The organism is Acidimicrobiales bacterium (genome assembly GCA_034521975.1).
Lineage (GTDB): Bacteria > Actinomycetota > Acidimicrobiia > Acidimicrobiales > SKKL01 > SKKL01.
In genome coordinates this window covers 41,464-67,649 of the sequence record JAXHLR010000004.1, presented here as the reverse complement: position 1 = coordinate 67,649, position 26,186 = coordinate 41,464, and the positions used below count along the sequence as shown (strand labels likewise).

Sequence of the window (26,186 nt, the reverse complement as noted above, 5' to 3'; positions counted from 1 at the left end):
ACCGTTGCTCCGTTGACCCACCAGGATTCGACACTGTCCACTCCCACCTCGGCCGAGCTCGCCCGCACCCGCCGCACGCTCACCTTCGCGTTCGGCGCGAGCCTCGCCGCGCTCGGTGCGTTGGTGCTGGGCCTCGCCGGCGCCCTCATCGGCGTCGGCTGGTGGCCTGCGATCCTCGGCGCTGTGCTCGGTGCGGGGGTCGGACGTCTGCTGGTGCAACGGGGCGTCGACCACATCACCGCGGGTGTGGGGGCGGTTCCGCTCCTCGATGCCCCCCGTCTCGAGAACCTGGTCGAGGGCCTCTGTGTCACCAACGGCATCGCGCGACCGCGCCTCTATGTGATCGAGACCCCATCGCGCAACGCCCTCGCCATTGGTCTCACCCCGCGCCACGCTCGTCTCATCGTCACCAGGGGCGTGCTCGACGACCTCAGCCGGATCGAGCTGGAGGGGGTCGTGGCCCGCCAGCTGGCGCTGGTCAAGAGCGGCCAAGCGGCCCTGGCCTCGGTGATGGCGGTCATCGCCCGGATGTGGCCCGGTGCCCCGCAACGGTTGCTGCCCGCCCGCGCCGACGTCATCGCCGACATCGAAGGGGTTGGCTTCACCCGCTACCCGCCTGGCCTGTTGGAGGCGCTCGCCAAGATCCAGGCCGACCCGGTGGTGCCCGATGTTCCCCGTTGGACACAACATCTGTGGATCGAGGATCCTGTTGCGCCGGCAGTCGGGCGGCCCGGCCCGTTCCATTCATCGATCGACGAGCGCATCGCGACGCTTCGGGAGCTCTGAACAGCGTTGTCCCACTTCACCGTCGGTTCGCCGCGGCCGGGCGCCCCCCGCCTGGGGGCTCTGCTGGTGATCGGCGCCGCTCTGTTGCTGGCCGCGTGCGGCAGCGACGACAGCGACGCAGCCGAACCCACGACCACCACCAGCTCCACCACGACCACCACCAGCTCGACCACGACCACGACCGAGCCCCCGACCCTGTCCCAGCTCACCGGGCTGCCCGTCGAGGACGAGTCGGTCAACGAACGCCCGGTGGTGGCGGTCAAGATCGCCAGCGACCGATCCGCCCAGCCCCAGGTCGGCCTCTCGGTCGCCGATGTCGTCGTCGAGGAACTGGTCGAGGGCGGGATCAGCCGGTTCCTGGCGGTGTTCCAGTCGACCGACTCCGATCCGGTCGGCCCGATCAGAAGCGCCCGCACCTCCGAGGTCGAGCTGCTCCCGCTCTTCGGACGGCCCGTCTTCGGCCACTCGGGTGGAAACCGGGGAACCATCCGGGCGCTGGCCAACTCGAACACGCTCTCGGCCGGTCACAACTCGGCCTGGGGCCACCTCTACTTCCGTGACCGCTCACGACCGAGCGGCACCAACAACCTGTTCACCAACACCTCGGAGCTGCGTGACGCCGCCGGCGACGGTGCTGCACCTCCCGACGGGTGGTTCGGCTTCCTCGACGAGGATGTCGAACCGCCCCTGCACGCCCTGCCAGTCGTGGGTGTCGACGTGTCCTTCGGCACCACCCGGGTCCGCTGGGTGTGGGACGACGACCAGGAGATGTTCCTGCGCTGGCAGGACGGCCGCGAGCACCTCGACCCCGACAACCTCCAGCTCGCCTTCCCGAACGTGGTGGTCCTCAGCACCTCGTATCGCACCAGTCCGGCCGATCCCGGCTCGCCCGAGGCGGCAACGGTGGGTTCCGGTGACGCCTGGATCCTGTCCGACGGGTGGGTGGTGTCGGGCACCTGGCAACGACCTGCGGCCGACGCCCCCTACGAGCTGTTCGACCCCGACGGCAACGAGATCAGCCTGTCTCCGGGACGCATCTGGATCGAGCTGCCCCGCGCCGGTTCCGGGAGCGTCTCGTTCCTCGACGCCGATCCCCGCGACGCGGAGTGAACCCACCGATCTCGCTACGGGCGGGGCCCCCAGCACCCCTACACTGGTGACCATGGAGAACGCGCACCCCACCCCCGGCCGCGAGACCGGCACCCAGCTGGTCAAGCGGGGTCTGGCCGAGATGCTCAAGGGCGGCGTCATCATGGATGTCGTCGACTCGGAGCAGGCCCGCATCGCCGAAGACGCGGGGGCGGTGGCGGTGATGGCGCTCGAGCGCGTCCCTTCCGACATTCGCCGCGACGGCGGCGTGGCCCGCATGAGCGACCCCGAGATGATCGAGGGCATCAAGGACGCGGTCACCATCCCGGTGATGGCCAAGGCCCGCATCGGACACTTCGTCGAGGCCCAGGTCCTCGAAGCGCTCGGGGTCGACTACGTCGACGAGTCCGAGGTCCTCACCCCGGCCGACGAGGTCCACCACATCGACAAGTGGGCCTTCACGGTGCCCTTCGTGTGCGGCGCCACCAACCTGGGCGAGGCGCTGCGCCGCATCTCCGAGGGCGCGTGCATGATCCGTTCCAAGGGCGAGGCCGGCACCGGCAACATCGTCGAAGCGGTCCGGCACCTTCGGTCCATCCTCGGCGACATCGCCAAGATCACCCAGGCCGACCCCGCCGAGCAGTTCGAGTGGGCCAAGCAGTTGCAGGCCCCGTTGCCGCTGGTGCAGGAGATCCACCAGACCGGACGTCTCCCGGTCCCCATGTTCTGCGCCGGCGGCATCGCCACCCCCGCCGATGCCGCCTTGGTCATGCAGCTCGGGGCCGAGGCCGTCTTCGTCGGGTCGGGCATCTTCAAGAGCTCGGACCCGGCGGGCATGTCCAAGGCCATCGTCGAGGCCACGCTCAACTACCGCGACCCGCAGATCCTCGCCAAGGTCAGCCGTGGCCTGGGCAAGGCCATGCCCGGCCTCGAGATCGCCAGCCTCGAGACCACCTATGCCGACCGGGGGTGGTAGCCACCGTGTCGTCACGGTCCACCGAATCGAGGCCTCCGGGGGCTCATGAACGTCGGGATCCTCGCGCTCCAGGGCGCCGTCGAACCACACGCTCGTAGCCTGACGCGCCTGGGCGCGACTCCGGTCGAGGTGCGGCGCCCTGGCGACCTCGCCGGGCTCGACGCCATCGTGATGCCCGGCGGCGAGTCCACCACCATCTCGATGTTGCTCCAGCGCCAGGAGCTGTTCGATCCGCTCGCCACCCGGCTTGCTGAGGGGCTGCCGGTGCTCGGCACCTGCGCGGGGATGATCCTGCTGGCGGTCGAGGTGCTCGATGGCCGGCCCGACCAGCGGTGCTTCGCGGCGATCGATCTGTCGGTGCGGCGCAACGCCTTCGGTCGCCAGGTCGACTCCTTCGAGGCCGACCTCGACATCGCCGGACTCGACGACGCCGGGCTCGATCCCGCCCCGTTCCACGCGGTGTTCATCCGGGCGCCGGTCGTCGACCGGGTCGGTCCCGACGTCGAGGTCCTGGCCACCGTGGACGACGCGCCTGTGCTGTGTCGGCAGGGGTGTGTCATCGTGTCGTCGTTCCACCCGGAACTGAGCGACGACCTTCGCATCCACCAGTTGCTGCTGTCGGCGGTCGCCGACAGCGACCGAACCGCGATCAACGAGGTCACCTGATGTCCGGACACTCCAAGTGGGCCACCATCAAGCACAAGAAGGGCGCGGCCGACAAGGCCAGGGGCAAGCTCTTCGCCAAGCTCATCCGCCAGGTCGAGGTCGCGGCCCGCGAAGGCGGGGGAGACCCCGACACCAACCCCACGTTGCGCACCATGTTCCAGAAGGCCCGCGACAACTCGGTGCCGCTCGACACCATCGAACGGGCCATCAAGCGGGGCACCGGCGAGCTCGAGGGCGTCACCTACGAGTCCATCACCTACGAGGGCTATGCCCCTCACGGCGTCGCCATGTTGGTCGAGGTCCTCACCGACAACCGCAACCGCGCCGGGGCCGAGGTCAAGACGATCTTCACCCGGGCAGGCGGTTCCCTGGCCGAACCGGGGGCGGTGGCCTGGCAGTTCGACCGGCGAGGAGTGATCATCGTGCCCGGACACGTCGGCGAGGAGGACGTCATGCTGGTCGCGCTCGAGCACGGCGCCGACGACATCATCGACGACGGCGACAGCTGGCGGGTCACCTCCGAGCCCAGCGCGCTCGCCGATCTCCGCGAGGCGCTGGACGCGGCCGGCATCCCCGTCGACTCGTCCGAGGTCTCGATGGTGCCGACGGTGACCGTTCCGCTCGAGGACGCTCAGTCGGCGAGCGCCGTGCTCCGGGTCCTCGAAGCGCTCGACGACCACGACGACGTCCAGGCCGTGCACGCCAACTTCGACATCCCCGACGACGTGCTCCGCTCGGTCGAGGTGTGAACGACCCCGGCGGCCGTGGCGGGCAAGGTGACCCGGGGGACCCCTCCCACCGACCGGTGGCCCGTGGGTTGAGCCAAGCCCAGTTGGCCGCGGTGCTGCGGCGATCGAGGCCCAGGTCGGGCGGTACCTGCGACGGCAGCTGTTCGACCAGCAGCGGGTCTTCGCCGACGGGTCGCGGTGGGCGCCGCGGCGAGGATGGCTCGCCAGTGTGCGCAAGAGCGCCGATCCCGGAGCGCGGTTCGTCCTCAACCAGGTCCGCAGCGTGCAGGTGACGCTCACGCCGGTGGCAACCTCGGCCCCGTCTCCAGAGCGTGCCGTCGCCAAGGGGCGCGGGCGCCGGCATCCCACGCGCTCGCAACGAGACGAGCACGACGATCGTGCTCGCGGCCAGGAGGACGACCGGTGACCGTCGGCATCGGCGACGTCGCCCCGGCCTTCGAGCTGGAGGGCACCGACGGTACCGAGGCCGGTACCCGGTCCTACCGTCTCGATGAGTACGCCGGCCGGCCCGTGGTGTTGGTGTTCTACCCGGCTGACAACAGTCGCGTCTGCACTCGCCAGCTCAACTCCTACACCGCCGAGTTCGATCGGTTCGCCGCGGTCGATGCCGCCGTGCTCGGCATCAGTCCCCAGGATGTGGCCAGCCACGCCGCCTTCGCCCGCGAACAGGGAGGCTTTGCCTTCCCGCTGCTGTCGGACATGGACAAGGAGGTGGGCTCGGCGTATGGGGTGCTGGGCCCCATCGGCTTCTACAAGCGGAGCGTGTTCGTGGTCGACGAATCCGGGGTTGTCCGCTACCTGCACCGCGCCACGGCGGGACTCACCTTTCGGTCCACCGATGAGATCGTCGACGCCGTTCGCTCCCTGTCGGCCTGACCGGGTCCGGTTCCGGCCCTCGCCATAGGCTTGGTGGCGTGACCCACTACGACGTGCTCGGCGTCGCCCGCACGGCCACCGACGAAGAGCTGCGGACGGCATATCTCGGGATGGTGCGCGCCCACCACCCCGACCGCCACTCGCGGTCCACCCCCGAGGCTCGTGCGCAGGCCGAGGACCGGATGCGCGTGGTGAACCAGGCCTGGTGGGAGCTGCGCGACCCCGACCGTCGGCGTCGCTACGACGACCTGCTCGACCGCCGGCCCCGAGCGGTGGTGGTCGAGCCCGAGGAGACAGGCTGGTACCCGTTCGACGACGGGTTCGACGACGGGTTCGACGACCGCCTCGACGACTCCGACCGGCCGCCGCCCCGTGGTGGCCGACTCCTCACCATGGCGCCCCCGGTCGTCCTCGTCGTCGGGGTCATCCTGGCGGTGGTCGGGTTCGCCGTCGGGCTCCGGGAGGTGCTGGCGATCGGGGTCATGGCGATCCTGCTGGGGGCGGGCCTGTTCGTCGTGGTTCCCCTCAGCATCATCCTCGAGAGCCGCCACCACGACCTTGGGTAGACGGAGGGGTCGAGCGCAGGGCGATGGCACTAGGGTGCGCCCATGTCAAAGGTTGCCCTCCTCGCCAAGTTGCCCGTCCAGCCCGACAAGCGCGCTGAGTTCATCGACGCGTTCTCCACGATGTTTCCCGTGGTCGAGCAGGAACCGGGCACCCTCGTCTATGCGCTGCACACCGACGACGCCGACGAGAACCTCTTCTGGGTCTACGAGCTGTACACGGACGAGGACGCCCTCACCACTCACGGGGCCAGCGACGGGATGAAGGCAGCGATGGCCGCCTTCGGCCCATTGCTGTCGGGTCGCCCCGAGCTGATCCGCCTCACCCCTGTCCAGGGCGTCGGCATCGACGTCTGAGGTCCACTCGTGGCCACCTACCTCGACGCGATCCTGGCGGTGCACCGGGCTCGGGCGGCCGACGACGACCGCGACCTCGAGTGGCTGCGCGAGCAGGCGCTGTCCACCCCCGAACCGCGCGACTTCCGGGGTGCCATCGTCGAGTCGCAGGGCTTGGCCGTCATCGCCGAGGTCAAGCGCCGGTCACCGTCGAAGGGCGACCTCCACCCCGGTCTCGACCCAGCCGCCATCGCCGGGAGCTACGCCAAGGGGGGTGCGACGTGCCTGTCGGTGCTCACCGACTTCGAGCACTTCGGCGGCACCGCCAGCGACCTGGGTTCGGCCCGCGAGGCGTCGAGCCTGCCCGTGCTGCGCAAGGACTTCACCGTCTCGATGCTCGACGTGTGCGACGCTCGGCTCATGGGGGCCGACGCCGTGCTGCTCATCGTCGCCGCCCTCGACGACGCCGAGCTGGCCGCCTACGCCCGGTTCGCCGCCGACCTCGGGCTGGCGGCACTGGTCGAGGTCCACGACGAGGCCGAGGTCGAACGGGCCCTCGCGATCGAAGCCGACCTGATCGGGGTCAACCAGCGAGACCTCGTCACCTTCGAGGTCGACAGCGAGCGTGCGATGCGGCTCGCGCCGACGATCCCTCCCGACGTGGTGCGGGTCGCCGAGTCGGGGATCGCCGGACCCGACGACGCCCGCCCCCTGGCCGATGCCGGCTACGACGCGGTGCTGGTGGGCGAGTCGCTCGTCATCGCCGACGATCCGCAGGCCGCCGTGGCGGCACTGCGGTCGATTCCCGCCCGCCCCCTGGAAGGATGAGCGCGGCGGCGCGGCTGCTCGGCGGATTCCGGCTCGGTTCCCGCCACCGACACCGGGTAGGTTCGCCGCCGTGTTCGTGAAGATCTGCGGCATCACCACCGAGGACGACGCACTGCTGGCGGTGGCCATGGGTGCCGACGCCATCAGCTTCGTGTTCGCGCCCTCGCCCCGACAGGTCGCCGCGGGGCACGTTCGTGACATCGTGCGGCGGCTCCCGCCCGAGATCCTCACCGTCGGCGTGTTCCGCGACGAGGCCCCACAACGTGTGGTCGAGGTGGTCCGCTCGTCCGGGTTGCGCGGCGCCCAGCTCCACGGGCACGAGTCGCCCGACGATGCGCGCCACGTCCGACGCAACGTCGATGTGCTCATCCAGGCGTTCCCCGCCGGAAGCGAGTCGCTGCGCCACTCCGATGACTGGGGCGCCGACATCGTCCTCATCGACTCTCCCACCCCGGGGTCGGGCCAGGTGTTCGACTGGTCGCTGGCCGAGGGGGCGCCGTCGGGGCGGCGGATCCTGCTCGCCGGTGGCCTCACGCCGGACAACGTGGCCGATGCCATTTCCCGGGTGCAGCCGTGGGGCGTCGACGTGTCGACCGGGGTCGAGGCCGAGCCCGGCCGCAAGGACCCACGCAAGGTGCGCGCCTTCGTCGCCAACGCCAAGGCGGCCGTCACCGACCCCGCCGAGGAGTTCGACCCGCTCGAGGTCGGGACCGCCCAGCTCTACGACTGGCAGGAGGACGAATGACCGACCCGAACACCGATGGTGCGTCGCTGATGGGCACTCCGGGTTCCGACGGTCGCTTCGGCGACTTTGGCGGTCGGTTCGTCCCCGAGACGATCGTGCCCGCGTGCGAAGAGCTGGCCGCGGGCTTCGCCGACGCCTGGGCCGATCCCGCCTTCCGGACCGAGCTCGACGGCCTCCTCGCCGACTACGCGGGACGCCCGTCGCCGCTCACCGAGTGCCACCGCCTGTCCGAAGAGCTCGGCCTGCGGCTGCTGCTCAAGCGAGAGGACCTCAACCACACCGGCTCTCACAAGATCAACAACGTGCTGGGCCAGGCCCTGTTGGCCAGGCGGATGGGCAAGCGCCGGCTCCTCGCCGAGACCGGTGCCGGACAGCACGGGGTCGCCACCGCCACCGCGGCCGCGCTGTTCGGCATGGACTGCACCGTCTACATGGGCGAGGTCGACATGGTCCGCCAGCAGCTCAACGTGTTCCGCATGGAGCTGCTGGGCGCCGAGGTGCGGCCCGCGTCGTCGGGGAGCCGCACGCTCAAGGACGCGGTGAACGAGGCGCTGCGCGACTGGGTCGCGACCGTCGAGGAGAGCCACTACTGCCTCGGGTCGGCCATGGGCCCGCACCCCTATCCGTGGATCGTGCGCGAGCTGCAGCGGGTCATCGGCACCGAGGCCCGCGAGCAGTGCCGGCGCCTGCTGGGCGGCCACCCCGACATCGTGACCGCCTGCGTCGGCGGTGGGTCCAACGCCATCGGCATCTTCTCGGGCTTCGTCGACACCGATGCCGAGCTGGTGGGGGTCGAGCCGGCCGGGGGAGCGGCGGTGGCTCGGGCCGTCCCCGGCGTGGTCCATGGGTCGAAGTCGTATCTGCTCCAGGACGAGTGGGGCCAGGTCACCGAGGCCGAGTCGATCTCGGCCGGTCTCGACTACCCGGGGGTCGGACCCGAACACGCCCATCTCGCCGACATCGGCCGTGCCCGCTACGAGCAGGTCACCGACGCCGAGGTCATCGAGGCCTTCCAGCTCCTGTCCCGCACCGAAGGCATCATCCCCGCCCTCGAGCCGGCTCACGCCCTGGCCTGGGTGAGTCGGGCCAGAGCCGACCTGGCGGGCCGAACCGTGCTGTTGAACCTGTCGGGTCGGGGCGACAAGGACGTCGGCCAGATGATGGAGATCCTCCGATGAGCGCGGCCGACGTCCCGACCACCACCGGGATCGGCCCGCTCGAGGCCCATCTGCGCGCACGACGCGATGCCGGGCACAAGCTCCTGTTGCCCTATGTCACCGGCGGCTACCCCGACGACTGGCCCCGCATGGTCGAGGCCTTCGGACAGGCGGGGGCCGATGCCATCGAGGTGAGCATCCCGTTCTCCGACCCGATGATGGACGGTCCCACGATCCAGCAGGCGTCGAGCCTCGCCCTCGGGTCCGGGGTCACCCCTGCGAGCATCCTCGATGCGGTCGAGGGCATCGAGTCGGCTGTGCCGCTCATCGCCATGACCTACTACAACGTGGCGTTCCACATGGGGCACCGACGCTTCGCCCAGGACCTGGCCCGAGCCGGCATCGCCGGTGCGATCCTGCCCGACCTCCCCCTCGAGGAGGTCGGTCCGTGGGCGGAGTGCGCCGACCAGGCAGGGGTCGAGACGGTCCTGCTGGCCGCGCCGACCGGCTCCGACGAGCGCCTGGTCCGGGTGTGCGAGCGGGCCCGCGGCTTCGTCTACGCGGTCGGTGTCGTCGGCACCACCGGCGAACGGGCCGAACTGGCCACGAGCGCGGTGCAGATCGCTCGTCGGCTCAAGGCGATCACCGACAAGCCGGTCATCGTCGGGCTCGGCATCTCCACGCCCGATCACGCGGCCGAGGTGGCCGAGGTGGCCGACGGCGTGGTCGTGGCATCGGCGATCATCCGCAAGCTCCTCGACGGCGAGGGCTTCGACGCGGCGGTGGAGTTCGTGGCCGCGCTGCGTGCCGGGCTCGACCGTGGCTGAGGCACCACCCCCGAAGGATCCCGACTGCGAGCTGTGCGAAGCCGCCCGGTTCACCCACTGGTACCACGAGGATCACCGCTGCTGGGTGGCCGACTGCGAGGTCTGCTCGGTGCCGATGGTGGTCTGGCACCACCACGGTGTCCTCCCGCCGCCCGAGGATGTCGACGCCATGCTCGCGGTGCTGGGCGAGGTGGCCGCCGAGCGGTTCGGGGCCGACAACTTCGAGATCGACCGCACCATGCGCCAGGTCCCCGACCACTTCCACGCCCACGCCCGCGATCCGCGGTGGTGGGCCGAGCGGATGAGTCGCCCCATGTCCCGCTACACCGGCGTCGGCGGCGAACGGGTCACCCGCTGATCGCCGGTGCGGTTCGCACCCTGCCGAGGAGCCCAAACCCCTGAAACCCCCGAAATACTTGACTCGCGGGCCGGAATCGAGTCGCGTAGGGGCCACCTGGCCCGGAACCATCCGACTCACCGGGCCCTCGAGGAGGACAAAACACATGAACAAATCCGAGCTGGTCGCCGCAGTTGCCGCCCGTACCGGTCAGACCCAGAACGATGTCGACGAAGCCGTCAAGGCGCTGTTCGAGGTCGTTGCAGAAGCAATCGGCAAGGGCGACAAGGTGACGATCCCCGGCTGGATCTCCTTCGAGCAGACCGATCGCTCCGCCCGCACCGGTCGCAACCCCGCCACCGGCGAGACCATCCAGATCCCCGCCAGCAAGGCGGCCAAGGTCAGCGCTGGTTCCAAGCTCAAGGCTGCCGCCAAGGGCTGAGACCGCCAGCAACCACGTTCTCAAGCGTTCGGGGCGGCCTACGGGCCGCCCCGAGTCGCGTACAGTCGCTGCCATGGCAGCTTCGACATCTCCCGCCGTTGGCGCCAAGGCGCCGGCGTTCACCCTCACCGACCAGCACGACGACACGGTGAGGCTCACCGACTTCGCCGGTCGCAAGGTGTTGGTGTACTTCTACCCCAAGGCCGACACGCCTGGTTGCACCAACCAGGCCTGCGGGTTGCGCGATGTCGCCGACGAGGTGGGTGACACGGCGATCATCGGCATCAGTCCCGATGCTCCGGCGAAGCTCAAGAAGTTCGACGACAAGCACTCGCTCGGGTTCACCTTGCTGTCCGACCCCGACCACGAGATCGCCGAGAAGTACGGGGTGTGGGGCGAGAAGTCGATGTATGGCAAGAAGTACATGGGCATCATCCGTTCGGCGTTCCTCATCGACGAGAAGGGCAAGATCGCCGAGGCGTGGCCCAAGATCAGCCCCAAGGACACCCCGACCAAGCTGCTGGCGGCGCTCGGGTCGTGAGCCCGCTGCCGTCACCCGCCGAGGTCATCCCGCACCGGCCGCCGTTCCTGTTCCTCGACGAGGTCACCGAGCTCGAGCCCGGAGCCCGGGCCAGGGGACGGTGGACCCTCACCGGCGACGAGGCGTTCTTCGCCGGCCACTTTCCCGGTCGCCCCACCCTGCCGGGGGTGATCATGGTGGAGGCCATCGCCCAGCTCGGAGCCTACGCGGTGCTCTCCGACGAGCGGTTCGCGGCCAAGCTCCCCCTCTTCGGGGGTGTCGACTCGGCCCGCTTCCGTCGTCAGGCCGTACCCGGCGACGTGCTCGACCTCACGATCGAGCTCGGTCGCATGTCCAGCCGGGCGGGCAAGGGATCGGGACGGGTGGAGGTCGCGGGCGAGGTCGCCTGTCAGGCAGATCTGCTGTTCGTCCTGGTCGACGCCTGACGCGCCGGCGCTGCGTACCCTACGACAGGAGGCCGACCGGTGAGCTACACCCACGAGGAGATCGAGGCCCGCCTCCGGGCGGCGGCGGCCAACCTGGACAGCGGCTTCGACCGGGCGGGGTTCGTGGCTCGTGCCGCGGACGAGGGCCTGGTCGATGTGGCCTGGTGCCGGGTCGATTCGCCGGTCGGCCCGCTGGTGGTGGCCGGAACCGGTGCCGGGCTGCTGGCGGTGTCCTTCGACGAGGCCGATGCCGCGCTCGGACCGATCGCCGAGCACGTGTCCCCCCGCATCCTGGAGATGCCCGACCGTCTCGATCCGGTGCGCCGACAGCTCGACGAGTACTTCGCCGGTCGACGCCATCGCTTCGCGCTCTCCTTGGACCGGCGACTCTCCCGGGGGTTCCGGGCGACGGTGCTGCGAGCGCTCGAGGCGGTCGACTACGGACAGACCGTGAGCTATGCGGAACTGGCAGCCCGGGCCGGGAACCCACAGGCGTTCCGGGCCGTCGGGTCGGCGATGGCGACCAACCCCATCCCGATCGTGGTGCCGTGCCACCGTGTGCTGCGCACCGGAGGTGGACTCGGTGGCTACGCGGGAGGGCTCGAGGTCAAGCGGTGGCTGCTCGACCTCGAGGGGGTGGGGACTCCGCCCGCCTGATCCGGTTCAGCCGGGCGGGGGGCCGAGCACGAGCGTGCCGTTGTGCCCACCGAACCCGAACGAGTTCGACAGCGACGGCCCCGGTTCCCAGCTGAGGGCATCGCCGGTCACCAGGTTGAGCGGGGCCATGTCGGGGTCGGGCTCCTCGTGGCCGATGGTGGGCGGCAGCTGGCGGAGCGCCATGGACAGCACCACGGCCACGGCTTCGATGGCGCCGGCGGCACCCAGGGCATGGCCGGTGACGCCCTTGGTGCTGGTGACCAGGGGACCGGGCGCACCGAACAGCTTGTGGATGGCGTCGGCTTCGGCGGCATCGTTCAAGGGTGTCGACGTGCCGTGGGCGTTGATGTGGACGATGTCGCCGGGCGCCAGGCCGGCGTCGGCCAGGGCCAGCTCCATGCAGTTCACCGCACCGGTTCCGCCCGGGGCGGGAGCGGTGATGTGGTGGGCGTCGGCGGTGGAGGCCGAACCGAGGATCTCGGCCAGGATCGTGGCTCCTCGCTCGACGGCCATGTCCCACTCCTCGAGCACGAGCACCGCGCCGGCTTCGGCGATGACGAAGCCGTCGCGCCGCTGGTCGAACGGACGCGAGTGGCCGGTGCGGGACAGGGCGGTCATGTTGGTGAAGCCGGCGATCGAGGTCGCCGTCAACGGGGCCTCGGAACCACCGGCGAGCACTGCGTCGCACCGGTTGTCCATGATGAGCCGGGCGGCGTTGCCGATGCTGTGGGTGCCGGCGGCGCAGGCGGTGACGGTGGTCTCGCAGGGACCTTGCCAGCCGTAGCGCATCGACACCGTCGCCGACGCCGCGTTGGGCATCATCATCGGCACCATGAACGGCGAGACGCGGTCGAGCCCCTTGGTGTGGCCGGCGATGATCTGGTCCTCGAGGGTGGACACACCACCGATGCCGGTGCCGATGTGGACGCCGGACCGGACCGGGTCGGCGGTGATCCGGCCCGCCTGCTCGAGGGCCATGTCGGCCGCGGCGATGGCGAACTGGGTGAAGCGGTCGGTCCGGCGGGCCTCCTTGCGGTTCTCGAACCAGGGGGTTGGGTCCCACGGTTCGACGTGGCGCTCGCGGCCCTCGGGCGGAGCGGTGAGCAGGCCCTGCCAGTAGTCGTCGCGACCGATGCCGCACGGCGCGACGACGCCGACTCCGGTGACAGCGACGCGACGACGTGGCATCAGAGCTTGGCGACGATCAGGTTGTAGGCGGCGCCGACGGTCTCGATGCCTTCGAGCTCTTCCTCGTCGACGCTGACATCGAACTCTTCCTCGAGGCGCATGACCAGCTCGACCAGGTCGAGGCTGTCGGCGTCGAGGTCATCGGCGAAGCGTGCTTCACGGGTGACCTGGTCGGCCTCGACCGCCAGGACCTCGACTGCGCACTGCTTGAACTTCTCGAAGTTCTCGGCGTCGCTCACTGCTGCTCCGTTTCGTGGTGTGGGTTAGGTGGTTGGGAACGATGGCTGAGCCAGGGCTCTGGCTCGGGGTGAGTTTGGTTCCGGTCAGCTTCCCATGCCCAATCCACCGTCGACGGGGATCACCGCTCCGGTGATGTACCCGGCGTCGTCGGAGGCGAGGAAGCGGATCGTGGCCGCGACCTCGGCGGGGGTGCCGAAGCGGGCCAAGGGAACGGCATCGGACAGGGCCGAGCGCTGGTCGTCGGTGAGCGCCTCGGTCATGTCGGTGCTGATGGGGCCCGGTGCCACCACGTTGACCGTGATGTTGCGGGACGCGAACTCGCGGGCGAGCGACCGGGCCAGGCCGACCAGCCCCGCCTTGGAGGCTGCGTAGTTGGCCTGTCCGGCTTGACCCGCGGTGCCCACGATCGACGAGAGCATCACGATGCGTCCCCAGCGGTTGCGCATCATCGACTTGACGGCGCGGCGGGCGGCGCGGAACGCGCCGGTGAGGTTGGTGTCGAGGACCTCGGTGAAGTCGTCGTCGGACATCCGCAGCACCAGCCCGTCGCGATTGAACCCGGCGTTGGCGACGAGGACCTCGACCGGGCCCAGCTCGGCCTCGACCTTGGCGAAGGCGTCGTCGACCTGTTGGGAGTCGGACACGTCGCAGGGGACGCACAGCAAGCGGTCGTCGTCGGGTGGCGAGGACCGGTAGGTGACCGCCACGCGGTGGCCGGCGTCGGCGAACGCCTCGGCGGTGGCCAGACCGATGCCCCGGTTGCCGCCGGTGATCAGCACGACGCGCCCGCCGGGGCTGGTCATGGCTCCCACCGGATGATGGCCGAGGCCCAGGTCATGCCGGCACCGAACCCGACCAGCATCACCAGGTCGCCGGGATGCAGCCGGTCCTGGTCGGCGGCGTCGGCCAGCGCGAGCGGGATGGACGCGGAGGACGTGTTGCCGGTGTGCTCGAGCACGGTGACGACCTGTTCCATCGGGAATCCGAGCTTGGCGCAGGCCGACTCGATGATGCGGATGTTGGCCTGGTGGGGGACCACCAGGGCGATGTCGTCGGCGCCGACCCCGGCGCGGGCGAGCGCCTCGTTGCCGGACTGCACCATGACCCGTACCGCCCGGCGGAAGACCTCGCGCCCGTCCATCTCGAGGTAGCCGCCGATGTCGGCGTCGAGGATGTGGCGGGCCGAGCCGTCCGAACCCAGGTCCCACCCGAGCAGCTCGCCGGGCCCGTCGACGGCCTCGAGGGTGACCCCGCCGGCTCCGTCGGCGAAGAGGATGGCGGTGCCCCGGTCGTCCCAGTCGGTGATGCGTGACAGCGTCTCGGAGCCGATGAGCAGGACCCGGGACATGCCCGCGTCGATGAACCCGTGGGCGGCCACGAGGCCGTAGACGAAGCCGGAGCAGGCGGCGTTGAGGTCGAACGCGCCGCAGGAGAGCCCGAGCTCGTGCTGGACGGTGGATGCGGTCGCCGGCACCTGCTGGTCGGGGCTGGTGGTGGCGAGGATGAGCAGGTCGACGCTCTCGGGGGCCCAACCCGCCCGGTCGAGGGCGAGGCGACCGGCCTCGATGGCCAGACCGCTGGTGGTGCCGCCGACGTGACGTTCATGGATGCCGGTGCGGTCGACGATCCACTCGTCGCTGGTGTCGAGGGTGGCTTCGAGGTCGTGGTTGGTGACGACCTTCGCGGGCAGCGCGGTGCCCCAGCTGCGGATCGTTGCGCCGCGCACTCAGACCGTCCTCAACCAGGCGATGGGCTGGCTGGTGGCCACCCGTTCACCGTCGACTGCGAGCCATCCCATGAGCGAACCTCCAAATGCTGAGCGGACTTGTTCCGAACCCACCTGGCCGAGCAGGTGGCCGGCGGCGATGGTCGTGCCGGCGTCGAGCCCCGGTTCGGGGGTGAAGACCCCGGCGGCAGGGCTGACCACCAGGCGTTCGGTGGCGAACAGGTGCTCGCCGTCGTGGTGTCCGGTGTCGGCGTGGGTGGCCGCAGGGGTGGCGGCCAGGGCCTCGAGCAACGAGTCGAGGTCGTCGGGGGTGGAGACCGACACGGTGCGGGCGCCCTTGAGGGTGCGCTTGGCCATGCCGGTGAGCACCGAACCGGGACCGACCTCGACCACCGTGTTCACTCCGGCTTCGTCGAAGTGGTGGAGGATCTGGCGCCACCGGACGGGGCTGGTGAGCTGGGCCGCCAGGAGATCGGGCCAGGGGGTGGCATCGGTGTGGGCGTCGGCGTCGACGTTGGCGTGGACCGGGATGGCGGGGGAGCGCCACTCGATGCCGGCGAGCGCCTTGGTCAGGCGGTCGCGGGCGGGAGCCATGAACGGGGTGTGGAACGCCCCGCCGACCGGGAACGCCATGACCCGCTTCGCGCCCAGCTCCTTGGCCGCAACGCCGGCGGCGTCGATGGCGGCGGGATCGCCGGCGATCACGACCTGGCCGGGGGCGTTGTAGTTGGCGACCCACACCTCGCCGTCGGTCGCCTCGCAGGCCACCTCGACCTTGTCGTCGTCGAGCCCGAGCACTGCGGCCATCGAGCCGGTGCGGTCCTCGGCGGCGGTGAGCATGGCTGCACCCCGCTCGCTGACCAGGCGCACCCCGTCGTCGAAGGCCAGCGCCCCCGAGGCGACGAGGGCGGTGTACTCGCCGAGGCTGTGACCGGCGGCTCGGGCCGGTTCGACGCCGGTGCGCTCGATGGCGTCGAGGGTCACCAGGCTCAGCACGAAGGTGGCGAGCTGGGCGTTGCGGGTGGAGACGAGCTCGTCGGCGTCGGCGGTGAGCAGCAGCGCCTCGAGGTCGCTCCCGGCGTGCTCGCTGGCCTCGGCGACCAGCTCCCACGACTCGTGGTCGACCCACGGCTGGCCCATGCCCGGTCGTTGCGAGCCTTGCCCTGGGAAGGTGAACGCGATCATCGGTGTGGGGAGATCCTGTCGGTGTTCGGGGGGATGCTGCGGTCTCGGTGGAAGGGTCTGACCGTGGGGACGGTCATGAGGTTTCAGCCGGCCTGGTGGCGCGGGACCGCCCGGCGATCGTTGTGGCGTATCGCCCAGTCTCGCGCCGCTGCCAGGCCGAGCACCACGGCACCCAGCCAGCCTAGGAGGCGAAGGCGCCGACGCAGTCGTGAGCGGCCGGTCGTGGTCGGTTCGGGCACGGTGGCCAGGCTACGCTTCCGGTGACCACCAGAGGCCCGGGTGGCGGAATGGCAGACGCGGGGGACTCAAAATCCCCTGTCCGAAAGGGCGTGTGGGTTCAAGTCCCACCCCGGGCACCACCACTTCCCACGACACCTGGGCGCTGTGCCGCTGGGTCCCGTAGCGACCATCGGGCACGAAGGCAAGATAGAGCACCACGCAGAGCCCGTTGAAGACGATCATCCGTACCAGGGAGTCGACCGAGGTGGCCATGCCCACCACGATGCCGAGGTGAAGGACCACGCCGAGCATCATCGAGACCACGCGGGTCCGACGCCACCACAAGCCGAAGGCCAGCCAACCCTCGGTAGCCACCACCGCGAACGCCAGCGGCATCCAGGCCTGGTCAGGCACGGGCAGTCGCTCGCCTGCGTGCCAAGCCAGCGTGTCGCCCGAGAGGAACCACGGGTTGAGCTTGGCGAGGGCCCCGAAGCCGTAGACGATCGTGAGCTGAACCCTCAGCACGAGCGCGAGCAGAGGTCCGTCCAGGATCGCGATGAAGATTCCGATCCACGCCATCAGGACAAAGTGCTGGTTGAACAGGTCCATGGAGGACCAGAGGGTGATGGCCACCAGCGCAGCGATCGCAACGCCTGCCTTTCGGACGTGGTGGTCGAGGGTGAGCGCTGCCGCGGCGGGAATCCATGCCGCGAGCAGTAGTGCTGCGACCGGTTCACCCACTGCGTCAGGTGCACGGACGGCGAGGTCGACCGACTTGAGCAGGCAGAGCGCGCCGAACGCTCTGACGAAGAGGGTCACGGGGTCTTCCCCGAGTACATCTGCCACGAGAAGGGCAGGGAGCCCCATCCGTCCTGGTTGACGTTGCGCTCCCACAGGTGTGCACCTGCCACGGCGATCTGCAGCGCGAGCAACACGATCGCGACCCTTGTGGCCAACCACCGCCTGTCCACCGTCATGGCCTCCTGATCGGCCGTTGCGGGCGAGATGTGAGTGGCCTCGAACAGCTATCGATGGCTGGGGTGTCGGGCACTGGTGTCGACCGGCACGGCCCATCCCCCAGCCGTCGTAGACTGTTGCCATGTCGAGATCGCTCATCGAGCGCCGGCTCGTCGATGTGACCGATCGGCTCCGGCAACTCAACGACGACCTCCGGGTCCACGACGAGCAGCTCGCGCACTTCGTCGAGGAGGCCGACGATGCCCGCCTGCGATCGCTGGTGTCGGAGACCCCGCTGGCCGAACAGGAGCATCGCGAGGCGGCGCGCCATGCCGCCGCCATGGAGCGGGGCCGAGACGAGGTCGTGGGCGAGATCGCCAGGCTCGAGTCCCTCCAGGACTCGCTGCTGGACCAACTCCAATCCCTCGCGGCTCCCCGGGAGCCACGCCTGACCGAACCACCGGCTGCTTCCGAGCAGCCCCGCTGATCCGTCTGGAGACCTCTGTGCCAACCCGTGTCGTCATCGCTGAAGACGAGGCCATCATCCGGCTCGATCTCAAGGAGACCCTCGAAGAGGAGGGCTACGAGGTCGTCGGAGAGACCGGTCGCGGCGACGAGGCGGTGCAGATGGTCAAGGAGCTCGAGCCCGAGCTGGCCATCCTCGACATCAAGATGCCGGGTCTCGACGGGCTGTCCGCTGCCCGCGAGATCACCGGCGAGCGTCGTGCCGCGGTGCTCATCCTCACCGCGTTCAGCCAGCGCGACCTGGTCGAACAGGCCCGGGACGCGGGCGCCCTCGCCTACCTGGTCAAGCCCTTCCAACGCAGCCAGCTCATCCCCGCGGTCGAGCTCGCCCTGGGTCGGTTCAACGACATGCGTGAGCTGCACCAGACCGCGGCCAACCTCGAGGACCAGCTCGAGACCCGCAAGGTGGTCGAGCGGGCCAAGGGCAAGCTCATGGACGAGCAGTCGATGCCCGAAGGCGATGCATTCGGGTTCATCCAGCGCACCGCCATGCGCGAGCGCCGTTCGATGAAGGACATCGCCCAGCAGGTCATCGACGGCGCCATCGGCCCTCCCGCCGCCAGCTCCTGAACCGTCCCCGGCTGTCGTCGCGGCTGCCTAGGCTGACGCGGTGACCAGCCTCATGTTGCTCGACGGGAACTCGCTCACCTACCGGGCCTTCTTCGCCCTCCCCACCGATCTGGTCACCGCGTCGGGTCAGGTCACCAACGCGGTGTACGGCTTCACCTCCATGCTGGTCAACCTGGTGCGCGACCACCGGCCCGACGGCATCGTGGTCGCCTTCGACCGCCCCGAGCCGACGTTTCGCCACGAGGCGGTCCCCGAGTACAAGGCCACCCGCGAGGCCGCGCCCGACATCCTTCGCCAGCAGATGGGCCTGGTTCGTCAGGTGCTCGAGGTCCTCGTCATCCCCGCCGTCGAGCAGGTGGGGGTCGAGGCCGACGACATCATCGCCTCGCTGGCCACCCAGGCCCGCGACCGTGGCGACGACGTGCTGATCGTGACCGGCGACCGCGACACCTACCAACTGGTCGAGGACCCCCACATCAAGGTCCTCTACAACCGGCGGGGCGTGTCCGACTACGCCCTCTACGACGAGGCCGGCATCGTCGAGCGCACCGGTGTGCATCCGACCGACTACGTCGACTACGCGGCGTTGCGGGGCGACCCGTCCGACAACCTCGACGGTGTGCCGGGGGTGGGGGAGAAGACCGCGGCCAAGCTCATCAACGCCTACGGGGGCCTCGACGGCATCTTCGCCCACGTCGACGAGCAGACCCCGAAGCTGCGCCAGAACCTGGCGGCCCACGAGGCCCAGGCCCGCCGCAACGCCGAGGTGATGGTGTTGCTCCGCGACCTCGAGGTCGACGTCGAACCCGCACCCCTGTCGGCGGGTCGGGTCGACCCCGAGGCGGTGAGGTCGCTGTTCGACTTCCTCGAGTTCCACAGCCTCGCCGAGCGCCTGGCCGAAGCCATGGGGGGCGAGGTGGCGGCGGCGTCCGGTGGTGGCGAGGAGGTGCTCGAGGCCGAGGTCGCCACCATCGACGAGCCCGACCGCGCCGCCGAGGTGATCTTCGGGCTGGCATCGGGGAGCGAGCCGCTGGCCCTCGCCGGTGCCTGGGACGGCGTCCCCGGCCGGTCGACCCTCGTGGGGATCGCGGTGGTCACCGATGCCGAGGCGGCCGAGGTCGCCTTCCTGCCCGGTGAGACGCTGCACGATCCGCAGGTGCTCGAGCGTCTGGCCGCGCTGGTCGTCCCTGGCGGTCGGCCCTTGGCCATGCACTCGGCCAAGCCGGTGCTGCGGTCGCTGGCCACACTCGGGGTCGAGGTCCGCACCCTGGGGCTCGACACCATGATCGCGGCCTACCTGCTCGACCCGGCCGAGGGGCGCTACCAGCTCGGCGATCTCCTCGCCCGCCACTGCCGGTTGCAGCTGCCCGAATCCGGCGGCGCCGACGCCGGCCAGCTCGACTTCGACGGCACCGACCGCGACGCCGCAGCCCGTGATGCGGCCCGCGACGCGCTGGCGGTCGACCGCGTGGTCGGGCCCATCACCGCCGCCCTCGACGCCCAGGGCCTGCGGGCCCTCAACGACGACATCGAGGTGCCGCTGGTGCGGGTGCTGGCCACCATGGAGGCCACCGGCGTCGGGGTCGACATCGACGTGCTGCGCGACCTCAACGACCAGCTTGCCACCGAGGCCGCCGACCTCACCCGGCAGATCCACCACGACGCCGGCGTCGAGTTCAACGTGAACTCCACCAAGCAGCTCCGCGAGATCCTCTTCGACCGGCTGGGGCTCACCCCCCAGAAGAAGACCAAGACCGGCTTCTCCACCGATGCCGCCTCGCTCGAGAAGCTGCTCGGCCAACACCCCATCGTCGAGCACCTCCTGCGCTACCGCGAGGTCGAGAAGCTGCGCTCCACCTACGGCGAGGGGCTGATGGCCGAGGTCGCCGACGACGGACGCATCCACGCCACGTTCAACCAGACGGTGGCCCGCACCGGGCGGCTCAGCTCCGAGGACCCCAACCTGCACAACATCCCGGTCCGCTCCGACCTGGGGCGCCAGTTCCGGCGGGCGTTCGTTCCCGCCGAGGGGTTCGAGCTGCTCGTGGCCGACTACAACCAGATCGAGCTGCGCTGCATCGCCCACCTCGCCGACGACCCGGGGCTGATCGGTGCCTTCGAATCGGGCCAGGACATCCACAACGCCACCGCCGCACGGATCTTCGGGGTCGACCCCGCCGAGGTCACCCTCGAGCAGCGGTCGAAGGCCAAGATGGTCTCCTACGGCCTGGCCTACGGCATGGAGGCCTACGGGCTGGGCCAGCGGCTCAACATCGCCACCGACGAGGCCTCGGTCATCCTCGACGCCTACTTCGTGGCGTTCCCCGCGGTGAAGGACTACATGGAGCGCACCGTGGCCGAGGCCCGCGAGCGCGGCTACACCGAGACCTTGTTCGGCCGGCGGCGCCAGATCCCCGAACTGGCCTCGTCCAACTACCGCATCCGCCAGGCCGGCGAGCGCCAGGCCATGAACGCCGGCATCCAGGGGCTCGCCGCCGACATCTTCAAGGTGGCACTGGTGCGCCTCGACGCCGCGCTCGACGCCGCCGACACCACCAGCCGGCTCATCCTGCAGGTCCACGACGAGGTGCTGCTCGAGGTCCCCTCCGACGAGCGCGACGCCATCGCCGAGCTCACCGTGGGGGTCATGGCCAACGCCTTCGAGCTGCGGGTGCCGCTCGAGGTCAACCTGTCGTTCGGGGCCAGCTGGGCCGACGCCAAGGGATGACCGGGTGAGCGCTGGCCGCGACCACTGGTTCGAAGACGTCGCCGACCACCTCGGGGCGGCCTACCTCCGCTACTCGTTCACGCGGGGCACCGCCCAAGAGGTCGCCTTCCTGGTCGAGACGCTGGGGCTCGGACCGGGGTCGCGGGTGCTCGACGTCGGCTGCGGGCCTGGCCGACACGCCAACGCCCTCGGCGAGCAAGGGATCGAGGTCGTCGGTGTCGACATCTCCGAACGGTTCCTCGAGGTCGCCCGGTCCGCGGCGCCGGTCGGGGTCACCTACCAGCGCCACGACGCCCGCGAGCTCCCCTTCGTCGCCGAGTTCGACGCCGTCATCTCGCTGTGCCAGGGGGCGTTCGGGCTCTCCGGTGGCCCGGCGTCGTCGTGGGCCCCCAGCGATGGCGGGCCCGTGCTCGATCCCGATCTGCCCGTGCTGTCGGCGATGGCCCGGGCGCTGCGATCGGGCGGACAGGCGGCCTTCACCGCCTTCTCGGCCTACTTCCAGGTCCGCTACCTCGAAGCCCACGATGCCTTCGACGCCGACGCCGGGGTCAACCGTGAGGTCACCTCCATCCGGTCCGAGACCGGCGTGGACGCCGAGACCGAGCTCTGGACAGGCTGCTACACGCCCCGCGAGCTCCGGCTGCTCACGGCGGCGTCGGGTCTGTCCTACGAGCACTGCTGGGCGGTCGCTCCGGGCGACTACGCCCGCCGGCCTCCCGACCTCGACCATCCCGAGCTCCTGGTGATCGCCCGCAAGGCGGGGTGATACCCTGTTGGGCTGCGCGCTCGGGTTCCACTGCCCGCCATCCCGGCGAGCGCCCGACCGCCGGTCGTCCCCGACGACCGCACCGACCCAGACCACTAGAAGGCGATCACGTGTCCGACCAGGCAAGCACCGACGTCGCGGAGACCTCCGCCGAGGTGCCCCCGACCACCCCAGCCCCCTCCACCTCCAACCCGTCCGCCGCCAGCGGCGCCAGCCCCGAGATGGGCACCTTCGACGAGCAGGGCGACTACACGCCCCGCCAGGTCATCGCCAACGACCTCGGCGACATGTCGATCGACGACGCCTACACCGCGAGCATGGTCGACGTCGAGGACGGACAGCTCGTCGAAGGGGTCGTCGTCAAGGTCGACCGCGACGAGGTCCTGCTCGACATCGGCTACAAGTCCGAGGGCGTGATCCCCAGCCGCGAGCTGTCGATCCGCAACGACGTCGATCCCAACGAGATCGTCAACATGGGCGAGCGCATCGAAGCCCTCGTCCTCCAGAAGGAGGACAAGGAAGGTCGGCTGCTGCTGTCCAAGAAGCGGGCCCAGTACGAGCGGGCCTGGGGGACCATCGAGGCCCTCAAGGAAGCCGACGGCGTGGTCTCGGGGCCGGTCATCGAGGTCGTCAAGGGCGGTCTCATCATCGACATCGGCCTGCGCGGCTTCCTGCCGGCATCGCTGGTCGAGCTGCGCCGGGTGCGCGACCTCCAGCCCTATGTCGGCCGCACGCTCGAGGCCAAGATCATCGAGCTCGACAAGAACCGCAACAACGTGGTGCTGTCCCGCCGGGCCTGGCTCGAAGAGACACAGAAGGAACAGCGCGAGGACTTCCTCACCAACCTCAAGCCGGGCGAGATCCGCCAGGGCGTGGTGTCCTCGGTGGTCAACTTCGGTGCCTTCGTCGATCTCGGCGGCATGGACGGGCTGGTCCACGTCTCCGAGCTGTCCTGGAAGCACGTCGACCATCCGGGGTCGGTCGTCGCCGTCGGCGACGAGATCACCGTGCAGGTGCTCGAGGTCGATCTCGACCGTGAGCGCATCAGCCTGTCGCTCAAGGCCACCCAGCAGGACCCCTGGCAGGAGTTCGCCGGCAACCACCGGGTCGGCGAGCTCGTGTACGGCCGGGTCACCAAGCTGGTGCCCTTCGGTTCGTTCGTGCAGGTGGGCGACGGCATCGAGGGCCTGGTCCACATCTCGGAGATGTCGGCGCACCACGTCGAGCTCCCCGAACAGGTCGTGACCCCTGGCGAAGAGCTCTGGGTCAAGATCATCGACCTCGACCTGCAGCGCCGCCGAATCAGCCTGTCGATCAAGCAGGCCGCCGAGGGTGGTGTCGTGGCTGCGGAGTACCAGGAGCACTTCGGCGAGCACGCCTACGACGACGAGGGCAACTACATCGGCGGCCCGACCGTCGATGCCGATCCCGATGCCGCGGTCCCCTCCGACGCCGAGGAGGCGTGGGCCGAGTACTACCACGAGCACCCCGACGGTGCAGTGCCCGGCGGCACCGCGCCCATGGATCCCAACATCGCGGCCGGCAGCGCCGAGGGTGTCGCCGAGGAGCCCACTGGTCTCGCCGAGGAGCCCACTGGAGTCGCCGACGAGGCCGCGGCCCCCGACGCGGCCCCGGACGAGGACTGACCACCGCGCCGTCGCGCGGCGACGACCATCGCGGTTGACGACGATCGCTCGCTGCTGCCACGCGCTCACGCTCGTGGCAGGAGCGGGCGCGCCCGGCGTGGCCCGCGAGGATCCAACCCGGCTTGACAGCGGTGCAGTAGGGTGCCCGACCAGGTCTCTGTGGTGAATTGCTCAGGAATCCGGGGCAATCGGCCGACGGAGAGCGTACGGCGGTGCCAGCCACGACTTCTCCGCAACGGGGCGGAACTGCGAAGCACCTGGACGGCACCCATCCAGCACCAGAACCAGGACGAGTGAGGTCGAATTGAGCTCTCGCAGAACGCTGATCCTGATCGCGGCGATCGCCGTCGGCGCCATCGCCGCGTTCGCCCTCTACAACTACGTGCAGGGGATCGAGGACCGCGCGTACGAAGAGGCCGAGCGCGTCGAGGTGTTCAAGGTCGACCGCAACATCCCACAGGGGTTCCCCGGCGCCGAGGCGGTCGAGGAGCGCTACATCGTCCGCAGCGAGATCCCCCGCGAGTTCCTGCCGGCCAACGCGGTGAACGACCCCGACCAGATCGTCGGTCTGGTGGCGCTCAACGAGCTCTCCGCCAACCAGGTCCTGGTCGACGGCATGTTCGTCGACCCGTCGGTGGCGCTGATCAGCTTCGCCGAGCGCATCGACCCCGAAGAGGCCACCGTCACCATCTCGGTCGACCAGGTCGGTGGCGTGGCCGGTCTGCTGGTGCCCGGCGACAAGGTCAACATGTTGGTCTCCGCCGGCCTCCACGAGTATCCCGAGGACCAGCTCCCGCCGGTCGGGACCGGCCCCGGCACCCCCAACAGCCCTGGTCTCGAGTTCATCGAGATCCCCTACGACTCCCACGCCCGGTACCTGTACCAGGCGGTGGAGATCCTGGCTATCGGCCAGAGCCCGGTACCCCAGCCCGGCGAGACCGTCGATGCGGCCGAGGTGGCGGGCCAGTCCGGCCTCATCACCTTCGCGGTGCCGCCCGAGGCGGTGCAGCGGATCGTCGCCGCCAGCGGGATCTACCTCTCGCTGGTCAACCCCGAGTACGAGCCCCAGGTGCTGCCCATGCCCGATCCCTACGAGGTGCTCCCGGGCGAGGACCCTGCCCGCCTGACCCCATACGGCCCAGGTGGCAGGGAGTAGCATGTCGTTCGCTGAACCGTTCGGCGGAGACGAACCTCGAGCCACAGGGAGTACCCAGATGATGCCCGCCGGAGTTGCGATCGCTGTTGTCGACTTCGATCAGTCGGTCCGCAACCGCTTGGCGATGCAGCTGGGCGAGGGCGCCACCACCTTCGGCAGCGTCGGCGAGCTGACCAGCCGGCTGCTGGGCAGCCCGGTCGTCGCCGTGCTCGGCCCGTCGTGTGCCCACGGCCCCGAGCTCACCGCGGTCGAGGAGCTGGTGCGGGTGCATCGCGAGGTCGGTGCCATCTTGTTGACCGAGGAGCTCACCACCGAGCTGCTCCAACAGGCGCTGCGGGCCGGGGTCCGCGACGTGCTCGCCGCTCCGGTCGAGACCAACCAGCTGCTGGCCACGGTGCAGCGCGTCGCCGACACGATCGCCCCTGTCGGCGGTGGTGGTGGGGCGCCCCAGGGGGCCGGGAGCGAGGTGTTGCCCGAGACCGGCGAGCTCGGCCGGGTCACCACGGTGTTCTCCACCAAGGGCGGTTCCGGCAAGTCGGTCATCGCTGCCAACCTGGCGGTGGTGCTCGCCATGCGCAGCGACCGCCCCGTGGTGCTGGTCGATGCCGATCTGCAGTTCGGCGACGTGGCGGTCATGCTCAAGCTCGCCCCGCAGCACACCATCGTCGACGCCGTCAGCTCCATCCAGAAGCTCGACGCCTCGCTGCTCCAGAGCCTGCTGGTCACCCACGAGGGATCGGGCCTGCTGGTCCTGCCGGCTCCCCTCGAGCCGGCCTTCGCCGACCAGATCGGCGCCGAGGAGATGGTCCGCATCATCGACCTCCTGCGCACCTTCTGCTCCCACGTCGTGGTCGACACCCCCGCCTACTTCAACGACGTGGTGCTGGGCCTCATCGAGGCCAGCGACGACGTGTTGCTGGTGGCGGGCATGGACATCCCCAACATCAAGAACGTCAAGATCGGCCTGCAGACCCTGAAGCTGCTGAACACCCCGATGGAGAAGCTGCACCTCATCCTCAACCGGGCGAACTCCAAGGTGAAGCTCGAGGTCAACGAGGTCGAAAAGACCCTCGGGGTGAAGGCAACGGCGCTGATCCCCTCCGACGTGATCGTCCCCCAAGCGGTCAACAAGGGCACCCCGGTGGTGCTCACCGCCCCCAAGTCCGGGGTCACCAAGGCCATCGAGGAGCTCGCCGGGCATTTCATGGCCCCCGGGGACCGTCGCCGGAAGTGAACGCCGGGTGCTGTGGCACCCTCCAACCACGACTCCAGATCCCACA

At 70.0% G+C, this 26,186-nt stretch carries 32 protein-coding genes and 1 tRNA gene; 26 read left to right on the top strand and 7 right to left on the bottom strand.

Annotated elements, in window-relative coordinates; genetic code table 11:
- Positions 1 to 12: 12 nt before the first annotated feature.
- The 18 genes from U5K29_04725 to U5K29_04640 all read left to right on the top strand — a co-directional run bounded on the left by U5K29_04725 (position 13) and on the right by U5K29_04640 (position 12,000).
- A complete protein-coding gene (locus tag U5K29_04725; GenBank protein MDZ7677833.1) occupies positions 13 to 786 on the top strand; it encodes a hypothetical protein in 774 nt (257 codons plus the stop codon).
- A gap of 66 nt (positions 787 to 852) precedes the next feature.
- The gene (locus U5K29_04720) at positions 853 to 1,896 is read left to right on the top strand and encodes a DUF3048 domain-containing protein (protein MDZ7677832.1); all 1,044 of its coding nucleotides are present in this window, start codon (positions 853 to 855) and stop codon (positions 1,894 to 1,896) included.
- Positions 1,897 to 1,948: 52 nt separating this feature from the next.
- Positions 1,949 to 2,851 carry a pyridoxal 5'-phosphate synthase lyase subunit PdxS gene (pdxS, locus tag U5K29_04715; GenBank protein ID MDZ7677831.1) on the top strand — a complete coding sequence of 301 codons (903 nt, stop codon included), beginning with the start codon at positions 1,949 to 1,951 and terminating at the stop codon, positions 2,849 to 2,851.
- 45 nt (positions 2,852 to 2,896) lie between these two features.
- Complete coding sequence (gene pdxT / locus U5K29_04710; GenBank protein ID MDZ7677830.1) at positions 2,897 to 3,517, top strand: pyridoxal 5'-phosphate synthase glutaminase subunit PdxT; 621 nt, start codon at positions 2,897 to 2,899, stop codon at positions 3,515 to 3,517.
- Positions 3,517 to 4,266, top strand: coding sequence for a YebC/PmpR family DNA-binding transcriptional regulator (locus U5K29_04705; GenBank protein MDZ7677829.1), 750 nt, complete (start codon positions 3,517 to 3,519; stop codon positions 4,264 to 4,266). Before pdxT ends, U5K29_04705 begins: the two co-directional genes overlap by 1 nt.
- A gap of 208 nt (positions 4,267 to 4,474) precedes the next feature.
- Complete coding sequence (locus U5K29_04700; protein MDZ7677828.1) at positions 4,475 to 4,672, top strand: hypothetical protein; 198 nt, start codon at positions 4,475 to 4,477, stop codon at positions 4,670 to 4,672.
- Positions 4,669 to 5,142 carry a peroxiredoxin gene (locus U5K29_04695; protein ID MDZ7677827.1) on the top strand — a complete coding sequence of 158 codons (474 nt, stop codon included), beginning with the start codon at positions 4,669 to 4,671 and terminating at the stop codon, positions 5,140 to 5,142. Before U5K29_04700 ends, U5K29_04695 begins: the two co-directional genes overlap by 4 nt.
- Before the next feature lie 38 nt (positions 5,143 to 5,180).
- Positions 5,181 to 5,708 carry a J domain-containing protein gene (locus U5K29_04690; protein MDZ7677826.1) on the top strand — a complete coding sequence of 176 codons (528 nt, stop codon included), beginning with the start codon at positions 5,181 to 5,183 and terminating at the stop codon, positions 5,706 to 5,708.
- Positions 5,709 to 5,750: 42 nt separating this feature from the next.
- Entirely contained in the window at positions 5,751 to 6,062 is a 312-nt protein-coding gene (locus U5K29_04685) for a putative quinol monooxygenase (protein MDZ7677825.1), read from the top strand.
- A 9-nt stretch (positions 6,063 to 6,071) separates the two neighbouring features.
- Positions 6,072 to 6,869, top strand: coding sequence for an indole-3-glycerol phosphate synthase TrpC (gene trpC, locus U5K29_04680; GenBank protein ID MDZ7677824.1), 798 nt, complete (start codon positions 6,072 to 6,074; stop codon positions 6,867 to 6,869).
- A gap of 70 nt (positions 6,870 to 6,939) precedes the next feature.
- Positions 6,940 to 7,614 carry a phosphoribosylanthranilate isomerase gene (locus U5K29_04675; protein ID MDZ7677823.1) on the top strand — a complete coding sequence of 225 codons (675 nt, stop codon included), beginning with the start codon at positions 6,940 to 6,942 and terminating at the stop codon, positions 7,612 to 7,614.
- Entirely contained in the window at positions 7,611 to 8,792 is a 1,182-nt protein-coding gene (gene trpB, locus U5K29_04670; protein ID MDZ7677822.1) for a tryptophan synthase subunit beta, read from the top strand. The genes U5K29_04675 and trpB overlap by 4 nt, the downstream gene beginning before the upstream one ends.
- Entirely contained in the window at positions 8,789 to 9,598 is an 810-nt protein-coding gene (trpA, locus tag U5K29_04665) for a tryptophan synthase subunit alpha (GenBank protein MDZ7677821.1), read from the top strand. The genes trpB and trpA overlap by 4 nt, the downstream gene beginning before the upstream one ends.
- On the top strand, positions 9,591 to 9,956 hold the full coding sequence (locus tag U5K29_04660; protein MDZ7677820.1) for a hypothetical protein: 366 nt from the start codon (positions 9,591 to 9,593) through the stop codon (positions 9,954 to 9,956). Before trpA ends, U5K29_04660 begins: the two co-directional genes overlap by 8 nt.
- Before the next feature lie 145 nt (positions 9,957 to 10,101).
- Positions 10,102 to 10,377 carry an HU family DNA-binding protein gene (locus tag U5K29_04655; protein ID MDZ7677819.1) on the top strand — a complete coding sequence of 92 codons (276 nt, stop codon included), beginning with the start codon at positions 10,102 to 10,104 and terminating at the stop codon, positions 10,375 to 10,377.
- 73 nt (positions 10,378 to 10,450) lie between these two features.
- A complete protein-coding gene (gene bcp / locus U5K29_04650; protein ID MDZ7677818.1) occupies positions 10,451 to 10,918 on the top strand; it encodes a thioredoxin-dependent thiol peroxidase in 468 nt (155 codons plus the stop codon).
- Complete coding sequence (gene fabZ / locus U5K29_04645) at positions 10,915 to 11,343, top strand: 3-hydroxyacyl-ACP dehydratase FabZ (GenBank protein ID MDZ7677817.1); 429 nt, start codon at positions 10,915 to 10,917, stop codon at positions 11,341 to 11,343. The genes bcp and fabZ overlap by 4 nt, the downstream gene beginning before the upstream one ends.
- 39 nt (positions 11,344 to 11,382) lie before the next feature.
- The gene (locus U5K29_04640) at positions 11,383 to 12,000 is read left to right on the top strand and encodes a methylated-DNA--[protein]-cysteine S-methyltransferase (protein MDZ7677816.1); all 618 of its coding nucleotides are present in this window, start codon (positions 11,383 to 11,385) and stop codon (positions 11,998 to 12,000) included.
- A 6-nt stretch (positions 12,001 to 12,006) separates the two neighbouring features.
- Here U5K29_04640 and U5K29_04635 read toward each other — a convergent pair whose 3' ends face one another.
- The 6 genes from U5K29_04635 to U5K29_04610 all read right to left on the bottom strand — a co-directional run bounded on the left by U5K29_04635 (position 12,007) and on the right by U5K29_04610 (position 16,578).
- Positions 12,007 to 13,188 carry a beta-ketoacyl-ACP synthase II gene (locus tag U5K29_04635; protein ID MDZ7677815.1) on the bottom strand — a complete coding sequence of 394 codons (1,182 nt, stop codon included), beginning with the start codon at positions 13,186 to 13,188 and terminating at the stop codon, positions 12,007 to 12,009.
- Positions 13,188 to 13,427 carry an acyl carrier protein gene (gene acpP / locus U5K29_04630; GenBank protein ID MDZ7677814.1) on the bottom strand — a complete coding sequence of 80 codons (240 nt, stop codon included), beginning with the start codon at positions 13,425 to 13,427 and terminating at the stop codon, positions 13,188 to 13,190. The genes U5K29_04635 and acpP overlap by 1 nt, the downstream gene beginning before the upstream one ends.
- An 84-nt stretch (positions 13,428 to 13,511) precedes the next feature.
- Positions 13,512 to 14,231 (bottom strand): beta-ketoacyl-ACP reductase, encoded by a 720-nt coding sequence (locus U5K29_04625; GenBank protein MDZ7677813.1) that lies wholly within the window; start codon positions 14,229 to 14,231, stop codon positions 13,512 to 13,514.
- Positions 14,228 to 15,154 carry a beta-ketoacyl-ACP synthase III gene (locus U5K29_04620; protein MDZ7677812.1) on the bottom strand — a complete coding sequence of 309 codons (927 nt, stop codon included), beginning with the start codon at positions 15,152 to 15,154 and terminating at the stop codon, positions 14,228 to 14,230. Before U5K29_04620 ends, U5K29_04625 begins: the two co-directional genes overlap by 4 nt.
- Complete coding sequence (gene fabD / locus U5K29_04615) at positions 15,155 to 16,339, bottom strand: ACP S-malonyltransferase (GenBank protein MDZ7677811.1); 1,185 nt, start codon at positions 16,337 to 16,339, stop codon at positions 15,155 to 15,157.
- An 83-nt stretch (positions 16,340 to 16,422) separates the two neighbouring features.
- A complete protein-coding gene (locus U5K29_04610) occupies positions 16,423 to 16,578 on the bottom strand; it encodes a hypothetical protein (GenBank protein ID MDZ7677810.1) in 156 nt (51 codons plus the stop codon).
- Positions 16,579 to 16,612: 34 nt separating this feature from the next.
- On the opposite strand from U5K29_04610, the gene U5K29_04605 reads away from it, so the two are divergent.
- Positions 16,613 to 16,698 (top strand) — tRNA-Leu (locus tag U5K29_04605).
- Positions 16,699 to 17,373: 675 nt separating this feature from the next.
- Here the strand turns inward: U5K29_04605 and U5K29_04600 are convergent.
- Positions 17,374 to 17,514 (bottom strand): hypothetical protein, encoded by a 141-nt coding sequence (locus U5K29_04600; GenBank protein ID MDZ7677809.1) that lies wholly within the window; start codon positions 17,512 to 17,514, stop codon positions 17,374 to 17,376.
- 143 nt (positions 17,515 to 17,657) lie between these two features.
- Here U5K29_04600 and U5K29_04595 point away from each other — a divergent pair, with 143 nt between their 5' ends.
- From U5K29_04595 to U5K29_04565, 7 genes are all read left to right on the top strand, one after another.
- Positions 17,658 to 18,002, top strand: a complete 345-nt coding sequence (locus U5K29_04595; protein ID MDZ7677808.1) for a hypothetical protein — start codon at positions 17,658 to 17,660, stop codon at positions 18,000 to 18,002.
- 17 nt (positions 18,003 to 18,019) lie between these two features.
- The gene (locus tag U5K29_04590; GenBank protein ID MDZ7677807.1) at positions 18,020 to 18,610 is read left to right on the top strand and encodes a response regulator; all 591 of its coding nucleotides are present in this window, start codon (positions 18,020 to 18,022) and stop codon (positions 18,608 to 18,610) included.
- A gap of 40 nt (positions 18,611 to 18,650) precedes the next feature.
- Positions 18,651 to 21,338 carry a DNA polymerase I gene (gene polA, locus U5K29_04585; protein ID MDZ7677806.1) on the top strand — a complete coding sequence of 896 codons (2,688 nt, stop codon included), beginning with the start codon at positions 18,651 to 18,653 and terminating at the stop codon, positions 21,336 to 21,338.
- Between the two features lie 4 nt (positions 21,339 to 21,342).
- Entirely contained in the window at positions 21,343 to 22,104 is a 762-nt protein-coding gene (locus U5K29_04580; protein ID MDZ7677805.1) for a methyltransferase domain-containing protein, read from the top strand.
- A gap of 110 nt (positions 22,105 to 22,214) precedes the next feature.
- On the top strand, positions 22,215 to 23,750 hold the full coding sequence (gene rpsA / locus U5K29_04575) for a 30S ribosomal protein S1 (GenBank protein MDZ7677804.1): 1,536 nt from the start codon (positions 22,215 to 22,217) through the stop codon (positions 23,748 to 23,750).
- A 304-nt stretch (positions 23,751 to 24,054) separates the two neighbouring features.
- Positions 24,055 to 24,906, top strand: coding sequence for a Flp pilus assembly protein CpaB (cpaB, locus tag U5K29_04570; protein ID MDZ7677803.1), 852 nt, complete (start codon positions 24,055 to 24,057; stop codon positions 24,904 to 24,906).
- Positions 24,907 to 24,964: 58 nt separating this feature from the next.
- Positions 24,965 to 26,140 (top strand): P-loop NTPase, encoded by a 1,176-nt coding sequence (locus tag U5K29_04565; GenBank protein ID MDZ7677802.1) that lies wholly within the window; start codon positions 24,965 to 24,967, stop codon positions 26,138 to 26,140.
- Positions 26,141 to 26,186: the final 46 nt, after the last annotated feature.

Bases quoted from the DNA above. Each gene is read 5' to 3' on its own strand.
- pdxS (MDZ7677831.1), top strand. From the start codon at position 1,949: ATGGAGAACGCGCACCCCACCCCCGGCCGCGAGACCGGCACCCAGCTG.
- pdxT (MDZ7677830.1), top strand. From the start codon at position 2,897: ATGAACGTCGGGATCCTCGCGCTCCAGGGCGCCGTCGAACCACACGCT.
- U5K29_04705 (MDZ7677829.1), top strand. From the start codon at position 3,517: ATGTCCGGACACTCCAAGTGGGCCACCATCAAGCACAAGAAGGGCGCG.
- U5K29_04685 (MDZ7677825.1), top strand. From the start codon at position 5,751: ATGTCAAAGGTTGCCCTCCTCGCCAAGTTGCCCGTCCAGCCCGACAAG.
- trpB (MDZ7677822.1), top strand. From the start codon at position 7,611: ATGACCGACCCGAACACCGATGGTGCGTCGCTGATGGGCACTCCGGGT.
- trpA (MDZ7677821.1), top strand. From the start codon at position 8,789: ATGAGCGCGGCCGACGTCCCGACCACCACCGGGATCGGCCCGCTCGAG.
- U5K29_04655 (MDZ7677819.1), top strand. From the start codon at position 10,102: ATGAACAAATCCGAGCTGGTCGCCGCAGTTGCCGCCCGTACCGGTCAG.
- bcp (MDZ7677818.1), top strand. From the start codon at position 10,451: ATGGCAGCTTCGACATCTCCCGCCGTTGGCGCCAAGGCGCCGGCGTTC.
- U5K29_04635 (MDZ7677815.1), bottom strand. From the start codon at position 13,188: ATGCCACGTCGTCGCGTCGCTGTCACCGGAGTCGGCGTCGTCGCGCCG.
- U5K29_04625 (MDZ7677813.1), bottom strand. From the start codon at position 14,231: ATGACCAGCCCCGGCGGGCGCGTCGTGCTGATCACCGGCGGCAACCGG.
- fabD (MDZ7677811.1), bottom strand. From the start codon at position 16,339: ATGATCGCGTTCACCTTCCCAGGGCAAGGCTCGCAACGACCGGGCATG.
- U5K29_04595 (MDZ7677808.1), top strand. From the start codon at position 17,658: ATGTCGAGATCGCTCATCGAGCGCCGGCTCGTCGATGTGACCGATCGG.
- U5K29_04565 (MDZ7677802.1), top strand. From the start codon at position 24,965: ATGATGCCCGCCGGAGTTGCGATCGCTGTTGTCGACTTCGATCAGTCG.